Raw genomic sequence first — 24,093 nt, 5'->3', positions numbered from 1 at the left:
CGTCAGGACTTGACGATCGGGATGGTCGACGTCTCGACGGCGACCTTCCGGCGGTAGAGCGCCCGCTGCTCGGGCAGCGAGATGTCGAACATGACGGCCAGCAGGCGGATGATCGTGGTCACCGAGATGCCGATCGCAGCGGCGATGACGAGGTCGACGCCGAGCGTGTGCGCGACGGCCAGGACGAGGCATCCCGCCCCCGCCGCGACCGCGTAGAGCGAGCCGACGTGCATGATCGCCACCGGCAGTCCCATGATCATGTCGCGCAGGATGCCGCCGCCCACCGCTGCGCACACGCCGACGAAGACGGCGGGGACGAGCGGAAGGCCGAGTGCCAGTGCCTTGCTCGTGCCGAAGGCGCCGAAGAGTCCGATCACCAGCGCATCGAGACCGACGATGACGGCATTGAGGCGCTGGAAGACGCCGGCGAGCAGCATCCCGAACAGAGCGGCACCCGTGGCGGTCAGCAGGTACCAGTTGCTCTGCAGCGTGACCGGCGTGACGTTGAGCAGGAGGTCGCGGATGAGACCGCCGCCCATGCCGACGACGATCCCGATGATCGCGACGCCGAGCAGGTCGAGCCGGCGCTGGCCGCGGAAGCCCGAGGCGAACAGGGCGCCCTGGATGCCACCGAGTCCGACGGCGATGAGGTCCGCCCACAGCGGGATCACGAAGATCGGCTCGTCCACCCCTCTATTGTCGGGGCGCCGGGCGGTGAGCGCAGGCGCATCGCCGCGAGGAGCGCCACCAGGGCGGCACCCGTTGACCGGGCATCGCCCGGCTGGGATCCTTGCCAGGGGCTCACACTGGGGAAGGTGATGGCGATGACGATCTCCGATCGCGCAGCGCGGGCTAAGGCGGCGGTCGATGTCGTGACCGCGTTCTTCGCGCAGATCCAGGCGGCGGCCGACGATCCCGACGCCCTCGACTTCACCTTCGGCAATCCGCACGAGCTCGCGCTGCCGGGCCTGACGAGCGCCCTGCAGGCGCAGCTCGAGCCGCGATCGGTCGAGTGGTTCGCGTACAAGACCAGCGAGCGCCCGGCACAGGAGACGGTGGCGGCGGGGCTGCGGACCGAGCTCGGGCTCGACTTCGAGCCCGAGGACATCGCGATGACGCAGGGTGCGTTCGGCGCCCTGTCGCTGGCGTTCGCGCTGCTCGCCGACGCCGGCGACGAGGTGGTCATCCCCGTGCCGGGCTGGTTCTGCTACGAGCCGATGCTCCACGCGGCCGACCTCGTTCCGGTGCGTGCGGCCCTCGACCCCGAGACGTTCGACCTCGACCTCGACGCGATCGGGAACGCGATCACGCCGCGCACGAGGATCGTGGTCGTCAACTCGCCCGCCAATCCGACCGGCCGCGTGTACTCCGAGGCCACGTGGCGATCGCTCGCGGACCTGCTCGAGAACGCGTCGCGCACGCACGGGCGGCGCATCTGGCTGGTGTCCGACGAACCATACCGTCGCATCCGCTTCGACGGCATCGACTTCGTCAGCCCGGCCGGCATGTACCCGTGGACGGTGATCGACTACAGCTACGGCAAGGTGCTCCTGGCGCCCGGCCAGCGGCTCGGCTACCTCGCGCTGTCGCCGCTCATCCCGATCGCCGAGCGGGACGAGTTGCGCGAAGCGCTCTTCCCGATCGGCCTCGCGATCGGCTGGGGCTTCCCCGACGCCCTCATGCAGTACTCGGTCCCCGCGCTGGAGAGCGTCTCGCTCGACCTCGACGAGCTCGCTCGCAAGCGTGATCGGCTGTTCGGTGCGCTGGACGCCGCCGGCGTGCGTCTCACCCGCCCCGAGGGCACGTTCTACCTGTGGGGCGAGGCTCCCGGCGGCGACGCGGCCGCGTTCTGCGCCGCCCTCGCGGAGCGCGGTGTGCACGTGATGCCCGGCACGCTGTTCGATCAGCCGCATCACTTCCGGATGTCGCTCACCGCGACGATGGACATGATCGATCGGGCGCTGCCCCACCTCACCGAGGTCGCGGCGTCGCTGGGGGCGACGGCGCGCTGATCAGCGGCCCGTCGAGGCCCGTGCGCCGGAGGCGGCATCCATAATTGACGGGTGCCCACCTACCGCGATGAAGTCGTGGTCCTGCGCACCCACAAGCTGGGTGAGGCGGACAGGATCGTGACGATGCTCAGCCGCCGACACGGCAAGCTGCGCGCCGTCGCCAAAGGCGTGCGCCGCACCTCATCGCGGTTCGGCGCGCGGCTCGAGCCGTTCATGGTGGCCGACGTGCAGCTCTACCAGGGGCGCTCGCTCGACATCGTGCAGCAGGCCGAGACGCTCGGGTCGTACGGCGCCGACATCGCCGCGCACTACGACCGGTACACGTCCGCCCACGCGATGGTCGAGGCGGCCGACCGGCTCAACGAGGCCGAGGCGACGCCGCAGCAGTACCTGCTCCTGGTGGGCGGTCTCCGGGCTCTCGCACGGGGGGAGCATGCGTCGCGCAGCGTGCTGGACTCGTACCTCCTGCGCGCGATGGCGCTGTCGGGCTGGGCGCCCGGGCTGAGCGAGTGCGCGCGCTGCGGCCGCCCCGGCCCGCATGACACCTTCGTCGCGCAGCTCGGCGGGATGGTGTGCCGCGACTGCGCCCCGACCGGTGCGGCGCGCGTGCATCCCGAGACGGCCGCGCTGCTCGACTCCCTCATGGCCGGCGAGTGGGACCGGGTGGATGCCGCGTCCGCCGGCTCCGGAGCCGCGGCGTCGGGTCTGATCGCGGCCTACGCCCAGTGGCACCTCGAGCGCGGCATCCGCTCGCTCTCGCACGTCGCCGCCGACCCCGGAGGCGATCGATGACCCCGAAGCCGTTCACCCACCGCGACGCCGTTCCGTACCGCCCCGTGGACTGGACGGGCCTGTACCCGCCGGCATTCCCCGCCGGGTCGGTCCCTGCCCACGTGGCGATCGTCATGGACGGCAACGGTCGCTGGGCGAACCGGCGAGGGCTCACCCGCGTCGAGGGGCACAAGGCGGGGGAGGCGGCGCTGCTCGACGTCGTGGCCGGTGCGATCCAGGCGGGGGTGAAGCACCTGTCGGTGTACGCGTTCTCCACCGAGAACTGGTCGCGGTCGCCCGACGAGGTGCGCTTCCTGATGGGCTTCAACCGCGACGTGCTCCACCGCCGTCGTGACCAGCTCAACGAGTGGGGCGTGCGCGTGCGCTGGGCCGGGCGCAAGCCCCGCCTATGGTCGAGCGTCATCAACGAGCTGCAGTTCGCCGAACGCCTGACCGCGGGCAACGACACCCTGACGCTCACGATGTGCGTCAACTACGGCGGCCGGGTCGAGCTCGTCGATGCGATGCGCTCGATCGGCGACGACATCGCGACGGGGCGGCTGCGTCCGTCGGCCGTGACGGAGAAGCTCATCCAGAAGCGGCTGTACCTGCCCGACATGCCCGACGTCGACCTGTTCATCCGTTCGAGCGGCGAGCAGCGCACGTCGAACTTCCTGCTGTGGGAGTCGGCGTACGCCGAGTTCGTCTTCCTCGACACGCTGTGGCCCGACTTCTCGCGCACCGACCTGTGGCGCGCGATCGGCCTGTACCTCGACCGCGACCGCCGGTTCGGTGGAGCCGTCGACTCGCCGGACGGGGGATGACGCATCCGCCGGAATAGATCTCCGGGTGGCCGCGGTTGTGGGTCAGTATGACGGACGCCATGAAGATCGACGTGTGGAGCGACATCGCCTGCCCCTGGTGCTACATCGGCAAGCGCAACCTCGAGAAGGGGCTGGCTGCGGCATCCGCCGACGATGACCGCCCCGAGGTGGAGGTCGTGTACCACTCGTTCGAGCTGTCGCCCGACACCCCGACCGACTTCGAGGGCGGCGAAGCCGACTACCTCGCCCAGCACAAGGGCATCTCGCCGGCCCAGGCCCAGCAGATGCTCGACCGTGTCACCGGCGTCGCCGCCGAGGCAGGGTTGGAGTACCGTTTCGACCTGCTCAAGCACACCAACACCGTGAAGGCGCACGAACTGCTCCACTTCGCGAAGGAGCAGGGGCGGCAGCACGCCATGGCCGAGCGCCTCATGTCGGCCTACTTCACGGAAGGCCGGCACCTCGGCCAGGAGGACGAGCTCGTCGCGCTCGCCGCCGACGCCGGCCTCGACGCCACCGCGGCGCGCGACGCTCTGCAGTCCGGCCGCTTCGTCGACGCCGTCCGGGCCGACCAGGCGCAGGCGAGCGCATACGGCATCAACGGCGTGCCGTTCTTCGTGATCGACGGCAAGTACGGCGTCTCGGGCGCGCAGCCCGCCGAGGCCTTCACCGACATCGTCCGCCAGGTGTGGGCCGAGCACCGCGAGGATGCCCCGGTCGGAGCCTGAACCCCCCACGCCCCCAACGACGAGACCCGCCGTGCGATCGCGCGGCGGGTCTCGTCATGTCTGCGGGTGGGACGGGGTCAGCGCGGCAGGTTCGCCTCGATCACGCTGACGACGGCCGGATCGTCGGGCTTCACGTTGGGGCGGAAGCGGTGCACCTCGCCGCCGGGCGTGAGCACGAACTTCTCGAAGTTCCATTGGATGCGCCCGCTGTTGCCCTGCGCATCGTCCGCGTCCTTCAGAGCCTTGTAGATCGGGGCTGCCTTGCCGCCGTTCACCTTGACCTTGTCGAACACCGGGAACGAGACGCCCCACGTCGTCGAGCAATACTCGAGGATCTCGTCCATCGAGCCGGGTTCCTGGCCCATGAACTGGTTGCACGGGAAGCCGAGCACGGTGAACCCGCGATCGGCGTAGGCGCGCTGCAGCGCCTCGAGCTGCTCGTACTGCGGGGTGAGACCGCACTTCGACGCCACGTTGACGACGAGGAGGACCTGATCGCCGTAGTCAGCAAGCGTGGCGGTGCCGCCATCGGCGGTCTGGAACGGGATGCTGCGGAGATCGGTCGCGGTAGCCTCGGTCATGCTCCCAGGCTAAGGCCTGGATATCAGCGAAGGCCCGGATTCCTCTGGGAGAATGGACGACGTGACGACTGCCTACGCTCCCGCGCGCACGCTGCGCATCGGGCCCATCGAACTCGATGCGCCCGTCGTGCTCGCGCCCATGGCGGGAATAACCAACACGGCGTTCCGGCGCCTGTGCCGCGAGTACGGCGCCGGCCTGTACGTCAGCGAGATGATCACGACGCGCGCGCTCGTCGAGCGCAACGCCACGACGATGCGTCTCATCACGCACCACGAGTCCGAGAAGCCGCGCTCGATCCAGCTCTACGGCGTCGACCCGGCCACCACCGAGGCCGCCGTGCGCCTGCTCGTGGAAGAGGATCGCGCCGACCACATCGACCTCAACTTCGGCTGCCCCGTGCCCAAGGTGACCCGCAAGGGCGGCGGCGCCGCCCTGCCGTGGAAGCTCGGCCTGTTCCGCGACATCGTCACGCGCGCCGCGCGCGCCGCCGGAGACGTCCCCCTGACCGTCAAGATGCGCAAGGGAATCGACTCGGATCACCTGACCTACCTCGACGCCGGTCGCATCGCCGAAGACGCAGGCGTCGCCGCGGTCGCGCTCCACTCACGGACCGCCGCCGAGTTCTACTCGGGCGAGGCGGACTGGTCGGCGATCGCCACGCTGAAGGAGGCGGTGACGAGCATCCCGGTGCTCGGCAACGGTGACATCTGGTCGGCCCACGACGCGGTGCGCATGATGGACGAGACCGGCTGCGACGGGGTGGTGGTGGGGCGCGGATGCCTCGGCCGCCCATGGCTGTTCGGAGACCTCGCCCGTGCCCTGGGCGGGCCGGACGCGGCATCCGGTGATCCCGTCGACGCCACCCTGGGCTTCGTCGCCCACGCGTTCCGCCGTCACGCGGAGCTGCTGGGGGACTTCTTCGAGGACGAGGGGCGCGGCTGCCGCGACATCCGCAAGCACGTCGCGTGGTACTTCAAGGGCTACCCGGTCGGCGGCGACACGCGCGCCCGGCTCGCGACCGTGTCGAGCCTCGCCGAGATCGACGAGCTCCTCGCGACGCTCGAGCTCGACGCGCCGTATCCCGGGGCAGCGGCCGAGGGTCAGCGTGGACGCGCGGGCACCCCCAAGCGCCCGGCGCTGCCCGAGTTCTGGCTCGACTCCCGTGACCTGGGTGCCGAGGCATCCTGCGCCCTCGCCGACGCGGAGCTCGACCACAGTGGTGGCTGAGCGCGACGGCGGGGCGGCACTCGCGTCGGAGCGTCCGCCGGGCTATGACGACGCCGACGCCGAGCGCTTCCACTCGGAGCGCCACCGCTCCCTCCGCGACGACTTCGCGCGCGACCGTGCGCGCGTGCTGCACTCCGCGGCGCTGCGTCGGCTCGCCGCGAAGACCCAGGTGCTGAGCCCCGCGAGCCCGGCCGACTTCGCGCGAAACCGCCTCACGCACTCCCTCGAGGTCGCCCAGGTCGGCCGCGAGCTGGCCACGGCGCTGCGCCTCGCCGCCGACGTCGTCGACACCGCGTGCCTGAGCCACGACCTCGGGCACCCGCCGTTCGGTCACAACGGCGAGCGCGCGATGAACGAGTGGGCGGAAGACATCGGCGGGTTCGAGGGCAACGCCCAGACCCTCCGCATCATCAGCCGCCTCGAGCCCAAGGTCGTCGACGAGGACGGGCGCACCTTCGGCTTGAACCTCACGCGCGCGAGCCTCGACGCCACGTGCAAGTACCCGTGGACGGCCGAGCATCCGCTGCCCGATCCCGGCGGCCGGCTGAAGTTCGGCGTATATCCCGACGACGAGCCGGTGTTCCGGTGGATGCGCGAGGGCGCACCCGGTCGCGTGCGCTGCATCGAGGCCGAGGTGATGGACCTCTCCGACGACATCGCCTACTCCGTGCACGACTTCGAGGACGCGATCGTGAACGGCTACCTCGATCCCGCGCGCCTCGCGGACGCCTCGGAGCATGCGGCCCTGCTGTCCGCGATACAGAGCTGGGTCGGGTTCGACTTCGCACGCGACGAGCTCGAGGACGCCCTGTACCGGCTCATGCGGATGCCGGAATGGATCACGTCCTTCGACGGCACGCGCGCCTCGCTCGCAGGTCTCAAGAACCTCACCTCCGACCTCATCGGCCGGTTCGCGCGGGCGGCGACCACCGCGACGCGTGAGGCATACGGGATGTCGGCGCTCACCCGCTATCGTGCCCACGTGGTCGTTCCGCGCGTGGTGGAAGCCGAGATGGCGGTGCTCAAGGGCATCATCGGCGCCGTCGTGGTCTCGATCGAGGGCCGCAAAGACCTGTACAAGGAGCAGCGGCGCGTGCTCAAGCGGCTCGCGACCGCGCTCTGGGAGCGTCCGGAAGAGCTCGACGCCCTCCACGCCGAGGACTTCGCCGCCGCCGGCACCGAGGCCGCCCGACGGCGCGTGGTCGTCGACCAGGTCGCGAGCCTGACGGACCAGCACGCGATCGCGTGGCACGGCCGTCTGGTCGGCGAGCTGGATCCCGCGACCATCGGTGTGTGGTCGCCCGCCGCGCGCGCGCCCGGGACGCGCTGATGGCGGGGCGCATCCGTCAGAGCGACGTCGAAGAGGTCAAGTCCCGCACGAACATCGCCGACATCATCGGTGAGCGGGTGGCGCTCAAGAACGCCGGTGTCGGCGCCATGAAAGGTCTCTGCCCGTTCCACGACGAGCGCAGCCCCAGCTTCAACGTGCGCCCGCAGGCGGGCTTCTACCACTGCTTCGGCTGCGGCGAGTCGGGCGACGTCTACTCGTTCCTGACGAAGATGGACCACGTCTCGTTCACCGAGGCCGTCGAGCGGCTCGCGGGGCGGATCGGCTACACCCTGCACTACGAGGACGGCGGGGCGGCACCCGAGCACACGGGACGCACGCGCCTGTACGCCGCCAACGCCGCGGCAGCCGAGTTCTTCCGCGGGCAGCTCCTCACACCCGAAGCGGACACCGCGCGCCGCTTCCTCGGCGAGCGCGGCTTCGATGCAGGCGCCGCCGCGCACTTCGGCGTGGGCTACGCACCGAAGGGCTGGGAGGGCATGCGCGACGCGCTGCGCTCCGCGGGGTTCACTGACGAGGAGCTCACCAACGCCGGTCTCGTCTCGCAGGGTCAGCGCGGGGTCTACGACCGGTTCCGCGGCCGCGTCGTGTGGCCCATCCGCGACGTCACGGGCCAGGTCATCGGCTTCGGCGCCCGACGGCTCTACGACGACGACAAGGGCCCGAAGTACCTCAACACCCCCGAGACGACGATCTACAAGAAGGCGCAGGTGCTCTACGGCCTCGACCTCGCCAAGCGTGACATCTCGCGCGATCACCGCGTCGTGGTGGTCGAGGGCTACACCGACGTGATGGCGTGCCATCTCGCCGGCATCACCACCGCGATCGCGACCTGTGGCACTGCGTTCGGCTCCGACCACATCACGGTGCTCCGGCGTGTGATGGGTGACGACTCCACGGCCGGCGAGGTCGTCTTCACGTTCGATCCGGATGCCGCGGGTCAGAAGGCGGCGCTGCGCGCCTTCGCCGATGCGAAGCGGTTCAACGCCCAGACGTACGTCGCGACGGGGCCGGAGGGGCTCGACCCCTGCGATCTGCGTCTGAAGCGAGGCGACGGCGCGGTGCGGGGGTTGATGGACACCAAGGTCCCCATGGTGGAGTTCGTCCTCGATCAGCGGATCGCGGGCTACGACCTGTCCAGCGTCGAGGGGCGCGTCGGCGCACTGCGGGCCTCGGCCCCCGTCGTGGCCGAACTCCGTGACGCGCTGCTGCAGCCGGAGTACATCCGCGTCCTCGCGCGCCGCCTCGGCATGGACACCGAAGACGTCCGGCGCGAGGTCGAGCGTGCCGGCCGCAGCGGGGCGCGGCGCGACAGCGCGCCAGCGACGGCACAGGCCGACGACGCTCCCGGCGAGCCGCTCGTGCGCGTGACGGTATCGTCGCTGCCGCGCACGGCCGACGTCACCCTCGAGCGCGACGCGCTGATGGGGTTCCTCCAGTTCGGACACCGCATGGATGCCGCGCTGGTCGCACGCGCGGTGAGCCTGCCGTTCCGGCATCCCGCCCTCGATGCCGTCCGGCAGGCTGTGCAGCAGCATGCCGAGTCGATGCAGCGCCTCGGGTGGGCGGTCGAGGCGGTCTCCACGGTGCGCGAGCCGTTTCGCCCGCTCGGCGCCGAACTGCTCGCGTCCGACTTCCCGGCCCTCGACGACGTGGCGGCGCTGTCGTCGGCCTCCGACCTCGCCCGTCGGCTCGTGATCCGCTCGCTGGACGCGCAGAAGAACGAGCTGCTGGGGGCCATCCAGCGCGTGCCCGCCGCGTCGGAGGACGGCCGGGCGATCCGACTGCAGCTGCGCGAACTCGATGCAGAGCGCCAGCGGCTCGTGAACGAGTCCTGACACGTGGTGCGGCTGGCGCGCGCGAGCCGCACAGGGCAGGATGAGGGCATGCCTCGACGACGAGCCGCCGACGCCGCCATTCACGCGGTCGACCTCTCGATCGCTCGCGTCGGACGCGGCGGAGCCGCCCAGCGGGTCATCGACGGCGCGACCTTCACGATCGCCCACGGCGGCACGCTCGCCGTCATGGGCCCGACGGGTGCGGGCAAGTCGAGTCTCGCGGCGGTGCTCGCCGGCTCGGACGACACGAGCCTCGCCGTCATCGGCGGCGATGCCGAGGTCGAGGGCATCGGCGTGCGCCGGCCCGGGCGTGCGCACCGGCTGCACACGTACCTGACGGGCTACCTGCCGCAGGCCGCCGGAGCGGCCCTTCCTGCCCGACTCACGGTGGGCGAGGTCATCTCCGAGCCCATCACGAGCCGCGACCGGCGCGTGAATCAGCGGGCGCTGCAGATCCGGGTCGCGACGCTCCTCGACGAGATGATGCTGCCGCTCGGCACTGCTGCGAAGTACCCGTATGAGTTGAGTGCCGGGATGCGGCAGCGGGTGGCCTTCGCGCGCGCCCTGGTCCTGCAGCCCAAGGTGCTCGTCGCCGACGAGCCGTTCTCCAACATGGACGTCGAGGTGCGCAAGGCCGCGCGCGACGCGATCCTGCGACGCCGTGCCGAGTACGCGATGTCGACGCTCGTCGTGACGAATCAGGCCGACGTGGTCCGCGAACTCGATGCGGACGTGCTCGTGCTCCGCGGCGGCCACACCATCGCGTACGGCCACGGCACGGACGACCTGCTGTGGACGCCGAATGGCGACGCCGACCACCGGCTGGTCGCCTCCTGACGTCACGAGCACCCCTCAGCGTTTGCTAACATAGTGGGGTTGCCTGCGTGAGCGGGTGACTCTTCCTCCATAGCTCAATTGGCAGAGCAATCGGCTGTTAACCGATAGGTTCTTGGTTCGAGTCCAAGTGGGGGAGCGAAAGCCCCGAGGCTCCACCCTCGGGGCTTTCTCACTGTCTGCGATCGACCGCGTTCAGGCGTCGATGTCGTCGACGCCCGGCGTCCAGGAGTGGCCGGGCCGGCCCCATCCGCGCTTGCGCGCGATCTTCTGCGCGGTCTTCCAGTCGCTGTCGCCGAGGCGGTCGACGTACAGGATGCCGTCGAGATGATCGAACTCGTGCTGCATGATGCGCGCGCGCCAGCCGTCGACCTGGATGCGCACGGGGCCCCCGTCGAGGTCGGTGCCGGTCACCAGCACCTCGTCGGAGCGCCGGAGCGGGAACCGCTCGCCGGGGAACGACAGACAGCCCTCGGACTCCTCGTCGGGGTCGGGGTCGCCGGGTTCGAGCGGCCGCATCCACAGCTCGGGGTTGATGATCACGCCGCGCCACGGGGCGCCGTCGTCATCGGTGTACGAGTACGTGTACACGCGCAGCGCCGCGCCGACCTGCGGACCCGCAAGACCGACGCCGGGCGCGGCATCCATCGTCTCGAACATGTCCGCCACCAGCGTGCGGATCTCGTCCGTGATCTCGTCGATCGCCACGGCGGGAGCGTGGAGAACAGGGTCACCCATGATGCGAATCGGCAGAACGGCCACGCCTTGAGCCTACCGAGAGGCGACCGCGACTAGTGTCGACGTGTGGTGTGGATGGCGGACGAGCTGCAGGACGTGGGCGACCAGCTGGTCGGCGCGTTCCAGAACCCGGCCCTCCTCGTCGGCATCCCGCTCGCCCTCCTCGGCGCCGTGTTCATGTCGTTCGGCGCGCAGTACCAGCACCGCGGCGTCACGAAGGTCGAGAAGCTGACCGGCTCGGCGGGCACCGGCGGACTGAACTTCCAGCACCTCCTCAAGCTCCTCTCGCGACCCTCGTGGGTGGTCGGCACACTCATGCTCGGGCTGGCGATCGTGTGCCAGCTGTCGGCGCTGGCCGTCGCGCCCCTCATCGTCGTGCAGCCGCTCGGCGCGATCGCGCTGGTCATCACGACTCTCCTGAACGCCCAGATCAGCGGGCATCGCCCGACGAAGCGCTCGCTGATCGCGATCGGCGCGTGCGTGGGCGGCATCTTCGTGTTCGTCACGATCGCCGCGCTGTTCGCGACCGAGAAGCCGGTCACGAATCAGCAGCTCATCACGATCCTCGTCCTGTTCGGCGTCGTCACTCTGGCGCTGGGCGCCCTCTGGCTGTGGCGGCGGCAGAAGCTCGGCGCGCTGTTCTACATCTCGGCCGCCGGCGTCATGTACGGCTTCGTCGCCACGCTCGCGAAGGTCATCATCGAGCGGATCAAGACCGGCGACTTCGAGTGGCTCACGCTCACGTGTCTCGTGGCGCTCGTCCTGGGCGCGGTCATCGGGGCGTACTTCGTGCAGACGGCCTACTCGTCGGGTCCGCCCGACCTCGTCATCGCCGGGCTCACGGTGATCGACCCGATCGTCGCCATCATCATCGGCCTCGCCATCCTCGGTGAGGCCAGCGGAGCCCCCGTATGGGTCTACCTCGCGTTCGCGGTCGTCGGCGGAATCGCCGTGTGGGGCGTCTTCCAGCTCGCGCGGTACCACCCGCAGATCCTGAGTGACAGTCAGGAGCTGCCGATCCGGCGGGGGAGTGAGCCGGGTGCGGACTCGACGCAGCCGATGACCGGATCGATCCGGGTGACCGAGGCGGTCGCCAAGGTCTGGCCCGATCCGCCGGTCAAAGACAAAGACGACCGGCGCTGATCACGCCGGGTCGTCGACCTCGATGATGAGACGGCCGTTCTCGAGGCTCCCCTTGTCGCCTGGCGTCGGAGCCGGCGCGGGCAGTTCCACCTGGGCCTCCCAGTCGGCGTGGGCATCTTCGGCTGAGGGACGCCACACGGCATCGAACCCCGAGCCGACGCCGGCGAGCGACCCGCCGACAGAGCCGTCGAGCTGCTTCCGCAGCTGCGAGCGCTTCATCCGGGGTGCCAGGGCCACGAGCACGACCGTGGCGACGACGACGGCTCCGACCACCGCCCAGCCGATCGCGTCCACGGGCCGATTCTCCCACGGGCTCGCGCGCGGATACAGGGAAGGGGCCGCCTGCCGGCGGCCCCTTCATCATGTAGGGCGGGTGGGACTTGAACCCACGATCGTCGGGTTATGAGCCCGCTGCCTTGACCAGCTTGGCCACCGCCCCCTGCGGACCGAGCCTAACGCCCGGACACCTTGTTCATCGCCGTGCCGATGTAGGAGTACTTCACGAAGACCTCCGCCGCGATGCCCGCCTCTTCGAGGAGGCCCTGGACCGCACTGAGCATGTAGCTCGAGTCCCACCCCATGTAGAGCCAGGTGTCGTCATCGAGGCGGTCCCACTGGCCGTTCCACGACTGCGCGGTGTAGACGGGCCCGCCGCGCCGAGCACTGTAGGCCACGACGGCAGGACGGGCATCCGCCCACAGACGCTTGAACACGCGGTTGAAGAGGTACTTCACGTCGGGCACTTCCCAGTGCTCGCCGCGGTACTCGACGTAGTCCCACTCACGATCCCAGCCGCGCGGCCAACCCCGCCGGTGCACGGCGTCCAGGATGGGCGTGAGACCGTCGTCGTCGATGAGCGTGGCGCCCGGCCGCGCCCAGATCTCGACGAAGCGCTGCCCCAGGATCGCGGACCGCTCCGCGATCGCGGCAGTGCCCCAGCTCTCGCGCTGTGCGAGATCCGAGGTGAGGCCCACGGCGCTGCGACCGTAGATCGCCCGCTTCTCGGGGAACGACGCGTCGAACGCCCGGAGGGACAGCTCCTCTTCGAGGAGGGTCAGGTTGCCGAGCGTCGTGGCGAGGGCGCGGTGGCTGTTCTGCTCGTCTTCGCTGTACTCGGACCAGGGGCGCACGCCGTCTCCCGACCACGACTCCGACGGTGACAGCGGGACGATGTGCTCGACGTCGAGTGGCGCACTGCCGTCGACTCCCGCGAGGCGCCCCAGCACGTAGGCCGGGTGCGGCAGCTCGGAGTACTTGAGGGCGGCGCGGATGCGCTCGTCGGACGGGGTGATGCGCGAGATGGCGGAGACGAGAGCGGCCTCACCCCTCTCGCGGGCGCGGATCAGGCGCGCCACGAGCCGGTCGTTGTCGAGGCCGACCAGGGTGCGGCGAATGAGCAGCGCCTGCAGGTGTTCCAGCGTGCGGATCAGATCGGCCTGTTCGATCGCACCCTCGCGCCGATCGCGGTAAACGCGCATGACGAGCGGGCGGACGGCCGGACCGAAGACGCCGAGGTGACCGAGATGGCGCGAGACCGCGGCATCCGTCTCCCGCTCCGGCTCGAGCAGCACGCGATAGATCTCGGAGAACTCGCGCCACTCTGCGGCATGGCGGCGGAGATCGCCGATCTCGAGCCGTGGGAAGACCTGACGGAAGGTGTCGTACACACCGCGACCTCGCGCGACGACGACCTCGCGCCCCGTCGTCATGATCAGGTACTGCCGCCAGAACTCGGCGATCGAGTCGCCGGTGTTCCGCTCGATCGGGAGCCAGTACTCCGACTCGACCTCGCGCTGCTCGTCGTGCGAGAGCCCCATCAGCACGTAGTTGTGGATGAGCTCGTGGTCGCGCAGCGGCTCGCCCGTCGAGTTGAGGCTCTCGAAGATCTGCTGCGCGTTCGCACCCGCCCGCAGGGTGATGGCGACGTGCTCCAGCTTCTGCAGGCCTCGCCAGATGTGCGGGGCCTCCTCAGCGCTGACCTGGCTACGGAAGAACGCGTAGTTGTCGTCGAAGCGTGAGTCGCGCACGCCGTCGCCCTCGCCGCGGCGGTCGAGGACGACCTCCTCGAACACCTCCGCCCACGCGCGATGCGGCCGCAACTTCGTCGCGTGCGCGTCGTGCGGATGCACCAGCACCCGGGCGAGCTCGGCGGCCATCCCCGGGTCGCTCTCGCGGACGGTGTGCTGCAGGGCGGCGACGAGGAGCATGATCGTCGTGATCCGCTGCTGCCCGTCGATGAGGACGAGCTCGGGGCGGTCGCCGGCCGTGGTCGAGGACAGGATCGACCCGATGAAGTGCATGTGGCGGTCGTCGAGATCTGCCACCGCGCGGATGTCGGACAGCAGCTGCTCGCACGCACCGATGTCCCAGCGGTACTGCCGCTGATAGACCGGAACGACGATGGTCCAGTCGCCTGCCGAGAGCCAGCGGATCGTGTTGACCGCGGTCGCGTCGACATTGGTGGCCCTGACCATCGCCCGGATACGCTCCTTCGAAGCTGTCGTGGCGCAGGGGCCGATCGGCCGCGGACACGCCGATCCCGAGTCTAATCGGCCGTGCCGAGGCATCCGTTATTCACGGTCCTGCCCAGGGGTGGCCGTGAGCCTCCAAGGTAGGCTTGCCTTAGTTGGGCCTGTTAAAACGTGCTGGCCCGCTGACCGAAAGGCAATCCGTCATGGGTTACATCAAGTCCGCCGCTCTCGAGGAGACCGGCTACGTGGTCCTCGACCGCTACAACCAGGAGCTCGACCCCAAGGAGTGGCTCGACATCGAGTACAACGACTGGAAGTCGTCTGGCGACACGCGCTTCGCGCCCCTCGCCAGCGCATTCGGCGACATCGAGTGCAACGGCTTCTGGAATCACAAGCCGCCGCGCACCGACAAGGATGGCGTGTGGATCGAGTCGCAGGTCGAGAAGGCCCCGAACCTGACGCGCCGCGCGCAGGAGCCGGGCGCGAACGTCGGCCGCTGCCGTGTCATCGAACTGCAGCCGACTCCCTACGGTGAGACGCTCTACAACCTCCACCAGGACGACAACAACCGTCTGAACCCCGACGGCACGGGCTGGGTGGTTCGCGGATTCTTCAACCTGACCGACGACAAGGACAGCTTCTTCGTCCTCCGCGAGAACCGCACCGACCCCGAGGGCGAGGTGCGCATCGCCCTCCCCGCGGGCGCGCAGCTCATCATCGACACGCAGCGCCTGTGGCACGCTGCGACGCACATCGGCACCGAGCCGCGCTACTGCCTCATCACGTCGTGGACGTCCGGCCCCGAGCTGGACGCGTACATCGAGAAGTACCACGGCGTGAACCACGTCGAGAGCGTCCACGTCCCGCAGGATGTGCTCGAGGCCGGCTACGCCGAGCAGGCCCGCAAGGACGCCGCTCGCGCCGCGTACTACGCCGCCAAGGGCCAGGCCGCGGTGAATGTCATGAGCGAGGCCTGATCGGCTTCACCCGCTCGCGTAGGCCCCGGCTCGTCAGCCGGGGCCTTCGTCGTGGAGGGATGCCGCGACACGGCCGAATCACATCCTTGTGATTCCCGCCGTCGGTGGGCGATAATGGCGAGAGCACAACCGAATACACCGCCGGACATCCGTGCACAGGTCGTTGGGGAAGACGCACCTGATGAAACGGAGAGATCATGGCGACACCACAGGCGCGTGGAGTGATCTTCATTCACTCCGCGCCACGAGCATTGTGCCCCCACCTCGAGTGGGCGGTGGGTCGTGCCCTGGGCCGAGCGGTCAGCTTCGACTGGGCCGACCAGCCGGTGCTGCACGGTGCACGCCGCGCGGAGTTCTACTGGGAGGGCACCGCCGGCACCGGCGCGGCACTCACCACCGCGATCCGCGGATGGGAGCACCTGCGCTTCGAGGTGACGGAAGACCCGACCCCGCGCAGTGACGGCGGTCGCTGGCTGCACACGCCGGGACTCGGCATCCACTACGCGCAGACCGACACTGCGGGCAACGTCGTGATCGGCGAGGATCGCATCCGCTACGCCATGGAGGTCTCGGGCGGCAGCGCCGTCGAACTGCACCGTGAACTGCAGGTCGCGCTCGGCTCAGCCTGGGACGAAGAGCTCGAGCCCTTCCGTCACGCGAGCGACGACGCACCTGTCGTCTGGCTGCACAAGGTCGGCTGAGGCGAGGTGCGCGCCGGGCGACCCCGGGACGCGGCGTCCACAACTTCACAGACTCAGGCGGCTCGAGGCGCCGCCACCGAGGCTCGGAGAGAAGTGACCCGGGCAGCGGGAGGGCGAATCGCCGCCTGACACGACAGACGCCCCCGGAGGCTTCCCGGGGGCGTCTTCGCGTGCGGCGATGAGGCGGCGCGTGGATCCGACGTCAGACCGAGCGGAACGCGACGACCGCGTTGTGCCCGCCGAAGCCGAACGAGTTGCTGATCGCGAGCTGCGGGCCGTCGCCCAGCGGCTGCACCTCGCCCGACACCTTGAGCGGGATCTCGGGATCCTGCGTCGAGATGTTGATGGTCGGGGGAGCGACGCGGTCGCGCAGCGCGAGGATCGTGAAGATGGCCTCGAGCGCTCCCGTGCCGCCGAGGAGGTGGCCGGTCGAGGCCTTGGTGGCCGACACCGGGATGTCGTGCACGCGATCGCCGAACACGCTCAGGAGCGCCTTGTACTCGGCGATGTCGCCCGTCGGGGTCGACGTCGCATGCGCATTGATGTGGGTGACGTCGTCGGGCGTCGCGCCCGCGGCCTCGAGCGCGAGACGCACGGCGCGCGAGGCGCCGAGACCCTCCGGCTCGGGAGCGGTGATGTGGTACGAGTCGGCCGTGACGCCGCCGCCGGCGATCTCGGCGTAGATCTTGGCTCCGCGGGCCTTCGCGTGCTCTTCGGTCTCGAGCACGAGGCACGCCGCGCCCTCGCCCATGACGAACCCGTCACGGTCGACGCTGTACGGGCGCGAGGCGGTCTCGGGGGAGTCGTTGCGCTTGGACAGCGCCTGCATGGCCGCGAACGCCGCAAGCGTGAGGCCGTGGATCACGGCCTCCGAACCGCCCGCGATGATCACGTCGGCGTGGCCGGCCCGCAGCGCGTCGACCGCGTTCACGATCGATTCGGTGCTCGACGCGCAGGCGGAGGCGACGGTGCGCGCATAGGCGCGTGCCCCGAGGTGCATCGACACCGCGGCCGCGGGGGCGTTCGGCATCAGCATCGGGACGCTCATCGGCATGACGCGCCGCGGTCCCTTGGTCTTGAGCACGTCCCACGCGGCGAGCGTCGTCTGCAGCCCGCCGATGCCCGTGGCGAAGTCGACCCCGAAGCGCTCCGGCTCGACCTCGGGCTTGCCGGCATCCGCCCACGCCTCCTGTGCCGCCACCAGCGCGAACTGCGCGGACGGGTCGAGACGGTTGGCGACCGGGCGGTCGAGGACGGTGTCGGGACGCACCGTGGCCTCGGCGGCGAAGGTCACCGGGATCTGGTATTCCTCCACCCAGTCGTACTCGAGCGTGTGGGTGCCGGACGCCCCGCCGAGGAGGGCCGACCAGCTCTCGGGCGCGGTGCCGCCCAGCGGGGTGGATGCGCCGATGCCGGTGACGACGATTCGGGGTGTGCTCATGGGGATGGAGTCCTCGTAGATGGCCGGTGGGGGCTGAGCGCCCCCACCGTGGCGTGCATCAGCAAGCCGGGGGTATGGGGCGGCGCCCCACAGGGATGGTGCTTACGCCTGGTTCGACGTGATGTAGGTGACGGCGTCGCCGACGGTCTTGAGGTTCTTGACCTCGTCGTCGGGGATGGTGACGCCGAACTTCTCCTCGGCGTTCACGACGATCGTCATCATCGAGATGGAGTCGATGTCGAGGTCGTCCGTGAACGACTTCTCGAGCGCAACCTCGTCGGCCGAGATGCCCGTCTCGTCGGTGATGAGCTCGGCGAGTCCGGCAAGGACCTCGTCGCTACTGAATGCCATGGGTTTCTCCTGTTTCTTCGGGGTTCGCGAACCGGGTGGTCCGGCTCAAGTCTAGGGTCGGGGCGCAGAGGGCTCAGGGGAGCACGACGACCTGGGCGCCGAACACGAGTCCGGCGCCGAAGCCGATCTGCAGGGCGAGACCGCCACTCAGCTCGGGGTGCTCCTCGAGGAGGCGGTGCGTGGCCAGCGGGATCGAGGCGGCCGACGTGTTGCCCGTCGTCTCGATGTCGCGACCGACGACCACCGTGTCGGGCAGGCCCAGCTGCTTCGCGAATTCGTCGATGATGCGCATGTTCGCCTGGTGGGGCACGAAGGCCGCCAGATCGGATGCCTGCACCCCGGCGGCCTCGAGGGCCTGGCGCGCGACCTTGACCATCTCCCAGACGGCCCAGCGGAAGACGGTCGGGCCCTCCTGGCGCAGGGTCGGCCACGGCGCAGTGCCGTCGCGGAACTCGGTGAGCGTGTGGTTCATGCCCACTGCTTCGGCCTTCGAGCCGTCGGAGCCCCACACGGTCGGGCCGATGCCGGGCGTGTCGCTGGGGCCGATGACGACCGCCCCCGCGCCGTCGCCCAGCAGGAACGAGATGCTGCGGTCGGCAGGATCGACGACGTCGCTGAGCTTCTCGGTTCCGATCACGAGCGCGTAGTGCGCGGCGCCGGCGCGGATCAGGGCGTCGGCCTGCGCGACGCCGTAGGCGAAGCCGGCGCAGGCGGCGTTGAGGTCGTAGGCGGCGGCGGGGTTCGATCCCACACGGTCGGCCACGATCGCCGACACCGAGGGCGTCTGCTTGGGGTTGCTGATCGTCGCGACGATCACGGCGTCGATCTTCGCGGGATCGACGCCCGAGCGCTCGATCGCCTCGCGGCCGGCATCCGTCGCCAGATCGATCGCGGTGGTCCCGGCGACCGCGCGCGTGCGCGTGATGATGCCGGTGCGCTGGCGGATCCACTCGTCGCTCGAGTCGATGGGCCCGACGAGGTCGTCGTTGGGGACGGCGATCTCACCGCGTGCGGCGCCATAGGAGTAGATGCGTGTGTGCGCGGGCCCGGTGGACTGGACGAGTGTGGGGGTCATGCGGATTCTCCGGTCATGCGTCGGCCGAGGCGCTCAGCAGAGCGGCTGCAGCCTGGAGGTCGTCGGGAGTCTTGACGGCGACGGCGGGAGTGCCGCGCAGAGCCCGCTTGGCGAGCCCCGTGAGCGTACCCGCGGGCGACAACTCCACGATGCCCGACACACCCGCGGCTGCGAAAGACGCCATGCACAGATCCCAGCGCACCGGCGAGGCCACCTGGTCGACGAGCAGTTCGACGAATGTCGAGCCGGAGTCGACGGCTGCGCCATCGCGGTTGCTCCAGATCGTGATGCGGGGATCGGATGCCTCGACCTCGGCCGCGGCGCTGCGCAGCGTCTCGACCGCCGGAGCCATGTAGCGGGTGTGGAAGGCGCCGGCGACCTGGAGCGGGATGACGCGGGTGCCGGCGGGCGGCTCGGCGGTGAGCGAGGCGAGGGCGTCGAGCGCACCGGCCGCAACGAGCTGACCGCCGCCGTTGTAGTTGGCGGGGGTGAGGCCGAGCTCTTCGAGTCGGGAGACGACGGATGCCTCGTCTCCGCCGATGACGGCGCTCATGCCGGTCTGCTCTGCTGCTGCGGCCTCGGCCATGGCGCGTCCGCGGATGCCGACGAGGCGCAGCGCGTCCTCTTCGGACAGGATGCCGGCGGCCGCGGCTGCGGCGAACTCGCCGACGGAGTGGCCGGCGACACCGGCGACGGCGTCACGATCGGGGAGGGCGTTCCACGACAGGAGGCTGGCCGCCACGATCAGCGGCTGGGCGACCTGGGTGTCGCGGATCCGGTCCGCATCCCATTCGGTGCCGGCGGCGACGAGGTCGACGCCGGACCACTCTGAGTAGGCGGCGAGCCGTTCGGCGGTGCCGTCGACGGAGAGCCAGGGGGACAGGAAGCCGGGGGACTGGGAGCCCTGTCCGGGGAAGACGGCGATTCTCACTCGTCCATCCTGTCAAGGATCATCCGGCGTCCTCTGGCGATACCCGCACAGAAATGCCGGGGTGCTTTGTAAGACCTGTACAGATCAGGAGGCGTTTCGGCGCGAAACGGGGGCGCGTCGGCGGGTCGCGTCGGTGCCGATCGAGCCCAGGATGAGCGCCGTCTGGAGGATCAGCGCCTCACGCGGGCCGGTGGCATCCCAGCCGATCACCTCCGAGACGCGCTTGAGCCGGTAGCGCACGGTGTTCGGATGCACGAACAGCTCACGGGCGGTCGCCTCGAGCGATCGCCCATTGTCGAGGTAGCTCCACAACGTGGCGACGAGATCGGCGCTGTGCGACTGCAGCGGGCGGTAGATGCGGTCGACCAGCGTGAGCTTGGCGAGCGGGTCGCCCGCGAGCGCGCGCTCGGGAAGCAGATCGTCGGCCTCGACCGGGCGCGGGGCGTGCCGCCACGCGCGGGCGACGGCGAAACCGGCCAGCGCGGCGCGGGCGCTCTGGCCCGCGTCGACCAGAGCGGGAACGGTCGGACCCAGCACGAGGAATCCCGGGCCGAAGCCGGGCTCGAGCCGCCGCGCGATCTCGGTGAAGGGCAGATCGGCGGCGACGTCATCGGGCCGCGCCGCCGACTCGGAGCGTCCGACGACGAGGACGAGCCGCGAACCCTGCACGCCGATGAGCACGTCGACCCCGAGCTTGCGGGCGGTGCGCCGCAGCTGGTCGATGTCGAACTGCGGCGGGGTGGTGCCCACGAGCACGGCGACCTCGCCGTGGCCGTGCCACCCCAGCGCGGCGATCCGGCTGGGAAGCTCCTCATCGGCCTCGCCGGTGAGGATCGAGTCGACGACGAGCGCCTCGAGACGCGCATCCCACAGTCCCCGCGCCTCGGCGGCGCGTGCATACACGTCCGCGGCCGCGAAGGCGACATCGCGCGAGTAGAGCAGGATCGCCTCGCGGAGGTGCTCGCCCTTTCCGGCGACCCGCTCCTCGGTGATCTCGACCGTGACGCGGATGAGCTGCAGCGTCTGCTGCAGGCTCACACTGCGCAGCAGCTCCCGCGGCGCGGCCGCGAAGATGTCGGCAGCGATCCAGGGCGTCGAGGTCGGATCCTCGTACCACGAGATGAACGATGTGATGCCCGCCTGCGCGACCAGGCCGACGGCCGACCGCCGCGCCGGCGGCATGTCGGCGTACCAGGGGAGGGTCTCCTCCAGCCGCTTGATGGTCGCCGTCGCGAGGTCGCCCGAGATGCGCCGCAGCCAGGCGAGCGTATCGGTCTTGTCCATCGACGCGGGGGCGGGCATCGCGCCGGTCAGCTCTCGCCGCCGGCGTTTCCGCTCGTGCCCGCGGTCACATCGTGCAGGCGGTACTTCTCGATGGCCTGCGCCGCAAGTCCGCGGTCGACGGTGCCGTCCGCCGCCAGCGCCTGGAGCGTGCGCACCACGATCGACGGACCGTCGATCTTGAAGTAGCGACGCGCCGCGGCACGGGTGTCGGAGAAGCCGAAGCCGTCGGCGCCGAGCGTGACGAAGCGGTGCTCCACCCACGGGCGGATCTGGTCCTGGACCGCGTGCATGAAGTCGCTGACCGCCACCACCGGACCGGGGGTGTCGCGCAGCTTCTCGGTGATGTAGGCGGTGCGGGGCTCTTCGTCGGGGTGGAGGAAGTTGTGCTCGTCGGCGGCGAGGCCGTCACGGCGCAGCTCGGTCCACGAGGTGACCGACCACACGTCGGCCTGCACGCCCCAGTCGTCGCGCAGCAGCTGCTGCGCCTCGAGCGCCCACGGCACGCCGACGCCCGACGCGAGGAGCTGGGCACGCGGGCCGTCGCCCTCGGGCGACGAGATGCGGTGGATGCCGCGCACGATGCCGTCGACGTCCACGCCCTCGGGCTCGGCCGGCTGCACGAGCGGCTCGTTGTACACCGTCAGGTAGTACATGACATTCGGGTCGGGGTGGTTGCCGCCGTACATGCGCTCGATGCCCGAGCGCACGATGTGGGCGATCTCGTAGCCGTACGCGGGGTCGTACGACACCGTCGCGGGGTTCGTCGACGCGAGCAGCTGCGAGTGGCCGTCGGCGTGCTGCAGCCCCTCGCCCGTGAGCGTGGTGCGTCCGGCGGTCGCTCCGATGATGAAGCCGCGCGCCATCTGGTCGCCGGCCGCCCACTGGGCGTCGCCCGTGCGCTGGAAGCCGAACATCGAGTAGAAGACGTACACCGGGATCAGCGGCTCGCCGTGGGTCGAGTACGACGTGCCCGCCGCGGTGAACGCCGCGAGGGCGCCCGCCTCGTTGATGCCGACGTGCACGATCTGGCCCTGCGGGCTCTCCTTGTAGGCGAGGAGCAGCTCGCGGTCGACCGAGGTGTAGTTCTGGCCGTGCGGGTTGTAGATCTTCGCCGTCGGGAAGTACGCGTCCATGCCGAACGTGCGCGCCTCGTCGGGGATGATCGGGACGATGCGGTGACCGAAGTCCTTCGCCCGCAGGAGGTCCTTGAGCAGTCGGACGAACGCCATCGTCGTGGCGATCTCCTGGGTGCCCGAGCCCTTCTTCGGGAGCGCGTACGCCTCGTCGCCGGGCAGCTGCAGGCCGACGTGGTGCGTGCGGCGCTCCGGCAGGAAGCCGCCCAGCTCGCGGCGGCGCTCCAGCATGTACTGGATCGTCTCGTCCTGCGGACCGGGGTTGTAGTACGGCGGCAGATACGGGTTCTCGTCGAGCTGCTCGTCGGTGATCGGGATGCGCATCGAGTCCCGGAAGTACTTGAGGTCCTGGAGCGTCATCTTCTTCATCTGGTGGGTCGCGTTGCGGCCCTCGAAGTGGTGACCCAGGCCGTAGCCCTTGATCGTCTTCGCGAGGATCACGGTCGGCTGTCCCTTGTGCTCGGTGGCCGCCTTGTAGGCCGCGTAGACCTTGCGGTAATCGAGACCGCCCCGACGTAGGTTGCCCCAGATGTCCTCGTCGGACCAGTCCTTCACGAGCGCCGCCGTGCGCTCGTCGCGCCCGAAGAAGTGCTCGCGGATGAAGGCGCCGTCCTCGGCGCGGTACGTCTGGAAGTCGCCGTCGGGCGTCGTGTTCATGAGGTGGACGAGCGCGCCGTCGGTGTCCTTGGAGAGAAGCTCGTCCCAGCCGCTGCCCCAGACCACCTTGATGACGTTCCACCCGGCGCCGCGGAAGAAGCTCTCGAGCTCCTGGATGATCTTGCCGTTGCCGCGGACCGGTCCGTCGAGGCGCTGCAGGTTGCAGTTGACGACGAAGGTCAGGTTGTCGAGGCCTTCGTTCGCGGCGACCTGGAGCTGGCCGCGGCTCTCGACCTCGTCCATCTCACCGTCGCCGAGGAAGGCCCACACACGCGAGTTCGACAGATCCTTGATCCCGCGGTTGGTGAGGTACTTGTTCGACATCGCCTGGTAGATGGCGTTGATCGGACCGAGGCCCATCGAGACCGTCGGGAACTGCCAGTACTCGGGCATGAGCCGAGGGTGCGGATACGAGGGGATTCCGTCGGGCGCCTTCGACTTCTCCTGGCGGAAGCCGTCGAGTTGCGCCTCGGAGAGGCGCCCCTCGAGGAAGGAGCGCGCGTAGATGCCGGGGGAGGCGTGACCCTGGATGAAGATCTGGTCGCCACCGGTCGGGTCGTCCAGCCCGCGGAAGAAGTGGTTGAAGCCGACCTCGTAGAGCGAGGCAGACGACGCGTACGTCGAGATGTGCCCGCCCACGCCGATTCCGGGTCGCTGCGCCCGGTGCACGGTGATCGCCGCGTTCCAGCGCAGCCAGCGCCGGTACCGGCGCTCGAGCTCCTCGTCGCCCGGGAACTCGGGCTCGTTGTCGGGCGAGATGGTGTTGATGTAGTCCGTGGTGGGAACCTGCGGCACGTTCAGCTGCAGCTCGTGGGAGGTCTGCAGGAGGCTGAGCATGATCTCGCGGCCACGTCCGTGGCCCTTCGCCTGCACGAGCTGCTGCAGGGACTCCTGCCACTCGGAGGTCTCGTCGGGATCGCTGTCGAGGGGTTCCTGCGAGTACGGATCCTGATCGTTGACAGTCACAGATGACCTTTCGTCGTCTGGCAGATCGTGCCAGGTAATCGCTACCGGAGCGGACAGGCGT

General features: G+C 70.0%; 22 protein-coding genes and 2 tRNA genes. 12 read left to right on the top strand and 12 right to left on the bottom strand.

Features of this window, described 5'->3' with window-relative positions; all coding sequences use genetic code 11:
* Window positions 1-2: 2 nt before the first annotated feature.
* On the bottom strand, window positions 3-689 hold the full coding sequence (locus ACFC1W_RS10880; RefSeq protein WP_375992188.1) for a trimeric intracellular cation channel family protein: 687 nt from the start codon (window positions 687-689) through the stop codon (window positions 3-5).
* Window positions 690-824: 135 nt separating this feature from the next.
* On the opposite strand from ACFC1W_RS10880, the gene ACFC1W_RS10875 reads away from it, so the two are divergent.
* Genes ACFC1W_RS10875 through ACFC1W_RS10860 form a run of 4 tightly spaced genes read left to right on the top strand, consistent with a single transcriptional unit; the run spans window position 825 to window position 4,335 of the window.
* Window positions 825-2,012 (top strand): aminotransferase class I/II-fold pyridoxal phosphate-dependent enzyme, encoded by a 1,188-nt coding sequence (locus tag ACFC1W_RS10875; protein ID WP_375992185.1) that lies wholly within the window; start codon window positions 825-827, stop codon window positions 2,010-2,012.
* Between the two features lie 51 nt (window positions 2,013-2,063).
* Window positions 2,064-2,804: a DNA repair protein RecO gene (recO, locus tag ACFC1W_RS10870; RefSeq protein WP_375992182.1), complete on the top strand. Its 741-nt coding sequence runs from the start codon at window positions 2,064-2,066 to the stop codon at window positions 2,802-2,804.
* Window positions 2,801-3,607, top strand: coding sequence for an isoprenyl transferase (locus tag ACFC1W_RS10865; protein WP_375992179.1), 807 nt, complete (start codon window positions 2,801-2,803; stop codon window positions 3,605-3,607). Before recO ends, ACFC1W_RS10865 begins: the two co-directional genes overlap by 4 nt.
* Before the next feature lie 47 nt (window positions 3,608-3,654).
* Window positions 3,655-4,335, top strand: a complete 681-nt coding sequence (locus ACFC1W_RS10860; protein ID WP_375992176.1) for a DsbA family protein — start codon at window positions 3,655-3,657, stop codon at window positions 4,333-4,335.
* Between the two features lie 77 nt (window positions 4,336-4,412).
* Here the strand turns inward: ACFC1W_RS10860 and ACFC1W_RS10855 are convergent, their stop codons facing one another.
* Entirely contained in the window at window positions 4,413-4,916 is a 504-nt protein-coding gene (locus ACFC1W_RS10855) for a glutathione peroxidase (protein WP_241110734.1), read from the bottom strand.
* A gap of 52 nt (window positions 4,917-4,968) precedes the next feature.
* Here ACFC1W_RS10855 and dusB point away from each other — a divergent pair, with 52 nt between their 5' ends.
* From dusB to ACFC1W_RS10830, 5 genes are all read left to right on the top strand, one after another.
* Window positions 4,969-6,144 carry a tRNA dihydrouridine synthase DusB gene (gene dusB / locus ACFC1W_RS10850; RefSeq protein ID WP_375992173.1) on the top strand — a complete coding sequence of 392 codons (1,176 nt, stop codon included), beginning with the start codon at window positions 4,969-4,971 and terminating at the stop codon, window positions 6,142-6,144.
* The gene (locus ACFC1W_RS10845; protein ID WP_375992170.1) at window positions 6,137-7,474 is read left to right on the top strand and encodes a deoxyguanosinetriphosphate triphosphohydrolase; all 1,338 of its coding nucleotides are present in this window, start codon (window positions 6,137-6,139) and stop codon (window positions 7,472-7,474) included. The genes dusB and ACFC1W_RS10845 overlap by 8 nt, the downstream gene beginning before the upstream one ends.
* Complete coding sequence (gene dnaG, locus ACFC1W_RS10840) at window positions 7,474-9,330, top strand: DNA primase (protein ID WP_375992887.1); 1,857 nt, start codon at window positions 7,474-7,476, stop codon at window positions 9,328-9,330. Before ACFC1W_RS10845 ends, dnaG begins: the two co-directional genes overlap by 1 nt.
* A gap of 48 nt (window positions 9,331-9,378) precedes the next feature.
* A complete protein-coding gene (locus tag ACFC1W_RS10835; RefSeq protein WP_375992167.1) occupies window positions 9,379-10,167 on the top strand; it encodes an ATP-binding cassette domain-containing protein in 789 nt (262 codons plus the stop codon).
* A 63-nt stretch (window positions 10,168-10,230) separates the two neighbouring features.
* Window positions 10,231-10,303: transfer RNA gene (locus tag ACFC1W_RS10830), tRNA-Asn, on the top strand.
* Between the two features lie 56 nt (window positions 10,304-10,359).
* Here the strand turns inward: ACFC1W_RS10830 and def are convergent.
* Window positions 10,360-10,926 (bottom strand): peptide deformylase, encoded by a 567-nt coding sequence (gene def, locus ACFC1W_RS10825; protein WP_375992164.1) that lies wholly within the window; start codon window positions 10,924-10,926, stop codon window positions 10,360-10,362.
* Between the two features lie 51 nt (window positions 10,927-10,977).
* Here def and ACFC1W_RS10820 point away from each other — a divergent pair, with 51 nt between their 5' ends.
* Window positions 10,978-12,045, top strand: a complete 1,068-nt coding sequence (locus ACFC1W_RS10820; RefSeq protein WP_375992884.1) for a DMT family transporter — start codon at window positions 10,978-10,980, stop codon at window positions 12,043-12,045.
* Here the strand turns inward: ACFC1W_RS10820 and ACFC1W_RS10815 are convergent, their stop codons facing one another.
* The 3 genes from ACFC1W_RS10815 to ACFC1W_RS10805 form a co-directional block, all read right to left on the bottom strand.
* Window positions 12,046-12,339 (bottom strand): hypothetical protein, encoded by a 294-nt coding sequence (locus ACFC1W_RS10815; RefSeq protein WP_375992161.1) that lies wholly within the window; start codon window positions 12,337-12,339, stop codon window positions 12,046-12,048. It lies immediately after the preceding gene.
* 71 nt (window positions 12,340-12,410) lie between these two features.
* Window positions 12,411-12,484 (bottom strand) — tRNA-Ile (locus tag ACFC1W_RS10810).
* A 13-nt stretch (window positions 12,485-12,497) separates the two neighbouring features.
* On the bottom strand, window positions 12,498-14,519 hold the full coding sequence (locus ACFC1W_RS10805) for a DUF262 domain-containing protein (protein WP_375992159.1): 2,022 nt from the start codon (window positions 14,517-14,519) through the stop codon (window positions 12,498-12,500).
* A gap of 200 nt (window positions 14,520-14,719) precedes the next feature.
* Between ACFC1W_RS10805 and ACFC1W_RS10800 the strand changes: the two genes are divergently transcribed.
* Window positions 14,720-15,493, top strand: coding sequence for a hypothetical protein (locus ACFC1W_RS10800; protein WP_375992157.1), 774 nt, complete (start codon window positions 14,720-14,722; stop codon window positions 15,491-15,493).
* A 197-nt stretch (window positions 15,494-15,690) separates the two neighbouring features.
* Entirely contained in the window at window positions 15,691-16,194 is a 504-nt protein-coding gene (locus tag ACFC1W_RS10795; protein WP_375992154.1) for a DUF3145 domain-containing protein, read from the top strand.
* Between the two features lie 202 nt (window positions 16,195-16,396).
* On the opposite strand, the gene ACFC1W_RS10790 is transcribed toward ACFC1W_RS10795, so the two are convergent.
* The 6 genes from ACFC1W_RS10790 to aceE all read right to left on the bottom strand — a co-directional run bounded on the left by ACFC1W_RS10790 (window position 16,397) and on the right by aceE (window position 24,032).
* Complete coding sequence (locus tag ACFC1W_RS10790) at window positions 16,397-17,635, bottom strand: beta-ketoacyl-[acyl-carrier-protein] synthase family protein (protein ID WP_375992152.1); 1,239 nt, start codon at window positions 17,633-17,635, stop codon at window positions 16,397-16,399.
* Between the two features lie 102 nt (window positions 17,636-17,737).
* Window positions 17,738-17,986: an acyl carrier protein gene (locus ACFC1W_RS10785; protein WP_191766372.1), complete on the bottom strand. Its 249-nt coding sequence runs from the start codon at window positions 17,984-17,986 to the stop codon at window positions 17,738-17,740.
* Between the two features lie 73 nt (window positions 17,987-18,059).
* On the bottom strand, window positions 18,060-19,061 hold the full coding sequence (locus ACFC1W_RS10780) for a beta-ketoacyl-ACP synthase III (RefSeq protein ID WP_375992149.1): 1,002 nt from the start codon (window positions 19,059-19,061) through the stop codon (window positions 18,060-18,062).
* A 13-nt stretch (window positions 19,062-19,074) separates the two neighbouring features.
* Window positions 19,075-19,992 (bottom strand): ACP S-malonyltransferase, encoded by a 918-nt coding sequence (locus ACFC1W_RS10775; RefSeq protein WP_375992146.1) that lies wholly within the window; start codon window positions 19,990-19,992, stop codon window positions 19,075-19,077.
* Between the two features lie 84 nt (window positions 19,993-20,076).
* On the bottom strand, window positions 20,077-21,294 hold the full coding sequence (locus tag ACFC1W_RS10770) for a PucR family transcriptional regulator (RefSeq protein WP_375992143.1): 1,218 nt from the start codon (window positions 21,292-21,294) through the stop codon (window positions 20,077-20,079).
* 8 nt (window positions 21,295-21,302) lie between these two features.
* Entirely contained in the window at window positions 21,303-24,032 is a 2,730-nt protein-coding gene (gene aceE / locus ACFC1W_RS10765; RefSeq protein WP_375992141.1) for a pyruvate dehydrogenase (acetyl-transferring), homodimeric type, read from the bottom strand.
* Window positions 24,033-24,093: the final 61 nt, after the last annotated feature.

The organism is Microbacterium sp. NPDC056003 (assembly GCF_042274785.1).
Taxonomy (GTDB): Bacteria; Actinomycetota; Actinomycetes; order Actinomycetales; family Microbacteriaceae; genus Microbacterium.
Note: the sequence above shows the minus strand (reverse complement) of the source record. Positions and strands in the feature narration are given on the sequence as shown.

Bases quoted from the DNA above. Each gene is read 5' to 3' on its own strand.
- ACFC1W_RS10860 (WP_375992176.1), top strand. From the start codon at position 3,655: ATGACGGACGCCATGAAGATCGACGTGTGGAGCGACATCGCCTGCCCC.
- ACFC1W_RS10855 (WP_241110734.1), bottom strand. From the start codon at position 4,916: ATGACCGAGGCTACCGCGACCGATCTCCGCAGCATCCCGTTCCAGACC.
- ACFC1W_RS10790 (WP_375992152.1), bottom strand. From the start codon at position 17,635: ATGAGCACACCCCGAATCGTCGTCACCGGCATCGGCGCATCCACCCCG.
- dnaG (WP_375992887.1), top strand. From the start codon at position 7,474: ATGGCGGGGCGCATCCGTCAGAGCGACGTCGAAGAGGTCAAGTCCCGC.
- ACFC1W_RS10780 (WP_375992149.1), bottom strand. From the start codon at position 19,061: ATGACCCCCACACTCGTCCAGTCCACCGGGCCCGCGCACACACGCATC.
- ACFC1W_RS10865 (WP_375992179.1), top strand. From the start codon at position 2,801: ATGACCCCGAAGCCGTTCACCCACCGCGACGCCGTTCCGTACCGCCCC.
- ACFC1W_RS10795 (WP_375992154.1), top strand. From the start codon at position 15,691: ATGGCGACACCACAGGCGCGTGGAGTGATCTTCATTCACTCCGCGCCA.
- ACFC1W_RS10800 (WP_375992157.1), top strand. From the start codon at position 14,720: ATGGGTTACATCAAGTCCGCCGCTCTCGAGGAGACCGGCTACGTGGTC.
- ACFC1W_RS10820 (WP_375992884.1), top strand. From the start codon at position 10,978: ATGGCGGACGAGCTGCAGGACGTGGGCGACCAGCTGGTCGGCGCGTTC.
- ACFC1W_RS10875 (WP_375992185.1), top strand. From the start codon at position 825: ATGACGATCTCCGATCGCGCAGCGCGGGCTAAGGCGGCGGTCGATGTC.
- ACFC1W_RS10785 (WP_191766372.1), bottom strand. From the start codon at position 17,986: ATGGCATTCAGTAGCGACGAGGTCCTTGCCGGACTCGCCGAGCTCATC.
- ACFC1W_RS10805 (WP_375992159.1), bottom strand. From the start codon at position 14,519: ATGGTCAGGGCCACCAATGTCGACGCGACCGCGGTCAACACGATCCGC.
- ACFC1W_RS10835 (WP_375992167.1), top strand. From the start codon at position 9,379: ATGCCTCGACGACGAGCCGCCGACGCCGCCATTCACGCGGTCGACCTC.
- ACFC1W_RS10770 (WP_375992143.1), bottom strand. From the start codon at position 21,294: ATGCCCGCCCCCGCGTCGATGGACAAGACCGATACGCTCGCCTGGCTG.
- dusB (WP_375992173.1), top strand. From the start codon at position 4,969: ATGGACGACGTGACGACTGCCTACGCTCCCGCGCGCACGCTGCGCATC.